Here is a 4247-nt window from a genome sequence, read left to right on the forward strand (position 1 = left end):
TCTCGGTGGGCCTGGGGCAGGCAATGCTGCTGCCCGGGCTGGTGGCCCTGGCCGCCATCCTGGTGGTCGTCTTCTTCCGCGGCCGCCCGGCGGAGCAGCCGCAGCAGGCCAAGCAGCCGGTCCAGCAGGACTAGGCGCAGACGCAAAAACCGCGGTGTTGGCATGACCGAAACTGGTCCTGCCAACACCGCGGTTTTGCTTAAGCCACCCCGAACCAACCGCGCCCGCCCCGGCCGGGACGGACATCGGCGGTGGTGGGGGCACCCGGTGGGTTCGGCCCCGAAAAGCCTACTTGTTGTTGTTCTTCTTCTTTTGCTGCCGGTAGGAGCGGCGCCCGAAGATCAGGGCGACGGCGATTCCGGCCAGCCACACGTCCTTGGCCAGGGTGCCGCCCTCGGCGGTGGGGCGGATGCCGTCGGATTCGGTCAGCCCCGGGGTGCGCAGGTACATGCTGAGCATGACTCCTGAGAAGCCGGCCAGGCCCAGTCCGGCCAGGCGGGAGGGAACCAGTGGCAGCAGCAGCGCAGAGCCCAGCGAGATCTCGGTGGCGGAGACCGCCTTGCCGAACGCGGCCGGTTCCATGTTGCCCAGCTGCGGCACGCCGTTGGAGGCCATCTGCTGCAGCCCGGCGGCGCTTTCCTCATCCAGGCGCAGCTTGTTGATGCCGCTGTTGAGGATGTACGCACCGCTGACCAGACGTAGTGCGGCATTTGCAATTGAGATACCCATCGATCCTCACTTCTTTCGTTTCAGGTCGTGCTTCGGGCCGATGACCACACCACGGTGCGGCGCATCATGTTGTTTAGCCTAATCACGGCGGCGGCCTATCACAATCTCAACGCGGCCCCACACTGGCAGATCCCAGCTTCGGCCCAGCGCCCCGTCCCACTGCGAAGCTGGGGCACCGCCGTCGTGGCCGGGGTGGGGCACCCGGTTCGGACGGGGCGGCAAACCGCGGAAACATGCTAGATTCAACAAATCATGATCACTTCTTCCGCCGTGCCCGTTGCCGCCCTCGAACTGCTGATCGACCAGGGATTTGACGCCACCAGCGTCGATGAGCTGGCCAATGCCGCCGGCATGTCCCGTTCCACGTTTTTCCGCCGTTTCGGTTCCAAGGAGAACATGGTCTTCGCGGACCAGGAAATGATCATCACCCATCTGCAGACGGTGCTGGGCACCAGTTCGGCCCCGACCATGCAGGCCCTGACCGAGGCGGTGTCGGTCGTTTTTGACCAGTACACCGCCAATCCCCCGGCAGCGGAACTGCGCCACCAGCTGCTGCAGGAGGTGCCCGCGCTGCGTGACCGGGAGCTGGTTTCCACCCACCGCTTTGAACGGGCCTTTAACGACTATCTGCGCGCCAAGGGATTGTTTGCCGCCCCCGGGGAGCGTTCCCTGCGCCTGGGGCTGAGCGCGGCCCTGGTCTCGATCCACAACGATCACCTGCGCACCTGGCTGCGCGACCACGCGGCGACCGGCCGTGATGAGCTGGCCGCGGACGTGCGCCGCTTCCTGAGCCGCTTTGCCGACCTCATTTCCCCGGAGCAGGCCGAGACGGGTCCCGGGCAGCGCACCACCGTGGTGGTTTCCGTGATCAACCCCGGCGGCGACCAGCAGGCCGTGCTGGATGAGGTGGCCCAGGCGCTGAAGCAGGCCGGCGGGATCTGAGCCGCGCCGCCGAGGGCGGCAGACGAAGATCTGAGACAAAGTTTCTTGACATGAAACTGAGTTCCATTAGGCTGGTGGACGAGAGATTCACCTTCGCCGATGGAGCAACCTGCCATGACCCAAGAAACCACCTACGAATTCCCCACCGGTGTCACCGAGCCGGACTACGAGCTGTGGACCACCGACGTGGAGATCGATCCCACCGGCGTCTTCGAGGACCTTGACCCCGAGGACCGGGCCTGGTGGGACAAGGCCCGCGCCTTCACCTTGGATGAGGTGCGCCCGGTCGCGCACGAATACTGGGAGACCGCCGACTACCCGCTGCACCTGGTCAAGAAGCTGGGCGACGCCGATCTGCTGCGCGACGGGCAGACCCCGAAGGGGTACGCCCCGATGAGCGCCATGGCCGCCGGGCTGGTGAACATGGAGCTGCACCGCGGCGACGGCTCGGTGGGCACCATTGTGGGCGTGCAGGCCGGGTTGGCACTGCGTTCCATCCTGCAGTGCGGCAGCCCCGAGCAGATCGAAAAGTTCGGCGTGCCGATGCTGCGCGGGGAACTGCCCGGCGCCTTCGCCCTGACCGAACCCACCCACGGTTCGGACTCGGTGTCCCTGGAAACCCGGGCCACCCGGGTGGAGGGCGGCTACGTGCTCAACGGCGAGAAGAAGTGGATCGGCAACGGCTCGGTCGGCGGGATCAGCGTGGTCTGGGCCCGCGATGACGAGGGCAAGGTGCGCGGGTTGCTGGTGGACCAGCAGTCCTCGGGCTACACCGCGACCACCATCAAGAACAAGCTGTCGCTGCGCGCCATCTGGCAGGCGCACATCCGCCTGGAGAACGTGTTTGTTCCCGATGAGATGGTCCTGCCCGGCGCGAACAGCTTCAAGGACACCGCCGCGGTGCTCTTCGCCACCCGCCTGGGCGTGGCCTGGGCGGCGGTTGGGCATGCGACCGCCTGCTATGAATCCGCGGTGGCCTACGCCAAGCAGCGCGTGCAGTTCGGCCGCCCGCTGGCCGCCTCCCAGGTGGTGCAGGAGCGACTGGCGCGCATGCAGTCCGAGCTGGCGACCATCCAGCTGCTGGCCGTGCAGTCCACCCGCCGCGAAATGGCGGGCAAGCTCACCGGCCCGGCCGCCTCGCTGGCCAAGTACACCGCCACCCGCACCGCCCGTTCGATCGCGGCGAACGCGCGGGACCTGTTGGGCGGCAACGGCATCCTGACCGACAACCGGGTGGCCCGCCACTTCGCGGACATGGAGGCGCTGCACACCTATGAGGGCACCGAAACGGTGCAGGCGCTGATCATGGGCCGGGCGATCACCGGCATCTCCGCCTTCGCCTAAGCCCAGGCCTTCAACGACCCCGTGGCATCAGTGATCCCCGCCAGCTGCACCCAGCTGGCGGGGATCACCCGTTCCAGGCGGCCGCAAGCACTGCCCGCCGGTACCTAGCGCAACCGGTTTTTGGTTTTTGCGGTGGCCACGTGCTCCCAGGGATTTTCCGGCCACGGATGCTTGGGATAGCGCCCGCGCATCTCGGCGCGCACCTGTCGGTACGGGCCATCCCAGAAACTGCGCAGGTCATCGGTGACCGCCAGGGGCCGGCCGGCCGGGGAGAGCAGGTGGAACTGGATCGGCACCTGTCCGTGCAGCAGCCGCGGCGTTTGGGCCAGCCCGAAGCATTCCTGCAGCTTCACCGCCGCCACCACCCGGCCCTGCACCTTGCCCGGCTCGGGGTACTGCAGGGCGATGCGCGAGCCGCTGGGAACCTGCAGCCGCTCGGGCAGCAGCTCATCCAGGTCATGGGCGTGCTGCCAGGGAATCAACGAGCGCAGCGCCTGGGCCAAGTCGACCTTTGCCGCCGCGGTCCCCCGGGCCATCTGCTGCAGCCCCTCCTGCAGCCACTCATCGGCCCGCTGCAGCAACGCCGGTTCATCCATGGCCGTGAACGGTTCGCCCAGTTCCCGGTGCGCCAGCGCCAGGCGGGCGCGCAGCGCCTGGAACTTCGGCTGCTGCCCGAAGATCCCCAGGCCCTCGGCCTGCAGCGCCCGCAGCACCGCGGCCCCGGCCTGTTCGACGCTGGGTTTGACCGGGCGGGTTGAAAGCTCGATGGCGCCCAGCAGCTGCACCTGCCGCGCGCTCACCTTCCCGGCCGTGAACTCGGCCCGGGTCTGCACCCGGTGCATCTGCGGCAGCAGGTCCCGCAGCAGCTCCAACTCGATCCCCGCGGCGGAGCGGATCACCGCCCCGGCCCCGGCGCGGGCCACGTCGGCGATGGCCAGGAACTCATGCCCGTGCAGCGGGCTGTGGCGCGGCAGGCTGGCCCGGGTGCCCGAGGCCAGCAGATACTCGTCCCCGTCCACCAGCCGTCCCACCCACTGTGGGTAGGCCAGCGCCATCACCCCGGCCAGCGCCGCGGATTCCGCGCCCGCCCCCGGGGTGGGCGCAACCTCGGCCGGGGCCTGCTGCCGGCGCAGCAGCTGGGCAAAGCGCCGGGTCTCGGCGGCCCAGGGGCCGTGGCCAGGATGCCCACCCCGGCGCAGTTCGCGCAACAGCGCCCCGGCATCGGCGCCGCC

The 4247-nt window shown here is 68.7% G+C and carries 4 protein-coding genes; 2 read left to right on the forward strand and 2 right to left on the reverse strand.

All coding sequences use genetic code 11. From position 1 onward, the window contains the following. Nucleotides 1–288 precede the first annotated feature (288 nt). Nucleotides 289–729, reverse strand: coding sequence for a DoxX family membrane protein (locus RCJ92_RS15105; RefSeq protein ID WP_138176537.1), 441 nt, complete (start codon nt 727–729; stop codon nt 289–291). A 252-nt stretch (nt 730–981) separates the two neighbouring features. Here RCJ92_RS15105 and RCJ92_RS15110 point away from each other — a divergent pair, with 252 nt between their 5' ends. Then, nucleotides 982–1671 (forward strand): TetR/AcrR family transcriptional regulator, encoded by a 690-nt coding sequence (locus RCJ92_RS15110; RefSeq protein WP_446755017.1) that lies wholly within the window; start codon nt 982–984, stop codon nt 1669–1671. Nucleotides 1672–1785: 114 nt separating this feature from the next. Beyond that, on the forward strand, nt 1786–3015 hold the full coding sequence (locus RCJ92_RS15115) for an acyl-CoA dehydrogenase family protein (protein WP_446755018.1): 1230 nt from the start codon (nt 1786–1788) through the stop codon (nt 3013–3015). Between the two features lie 104 nt (nt 3016–3119). Here RCJ92_RS15115 and RCJ92_RS15120 read toward each other — a convergent pair. After that, nucleotides 3120–4247 (reverse strand): ATP-dependent helicase C-terminal domain-containing protein (locus RCJ92_RS15120; protein ID WP_446755019.1); only part of this gene is annotated, 1128 nt, incomplete at its 5' end.

The organism is Glutamicibacter sp. BSL13, assembly GCF_052928425.1.

Coding starts and splice junctions, on each gene's coding strand:
- RCJ92_RS15105 (WP_138176537.1), bottom strand. CDS start 729: ATGGGTATCTCAATTGCAAATGCCGCACTACGTCTGGTCAGCGGTGCG.
- RCJ92_RS15110 (WP_446755017.1), top strand. CDS start 982: ATGATCACTTCTTCCGCCGTGCCCGTTGCCGCCCTCGAACTGCTGATC.
- RCJ92_RS15115 (WP_446755018.1), top strand. CDS start 1,786: ATGACCCAAGAAACCACCTACGAATTCCCCACCGGTGTCACCGAGCCG.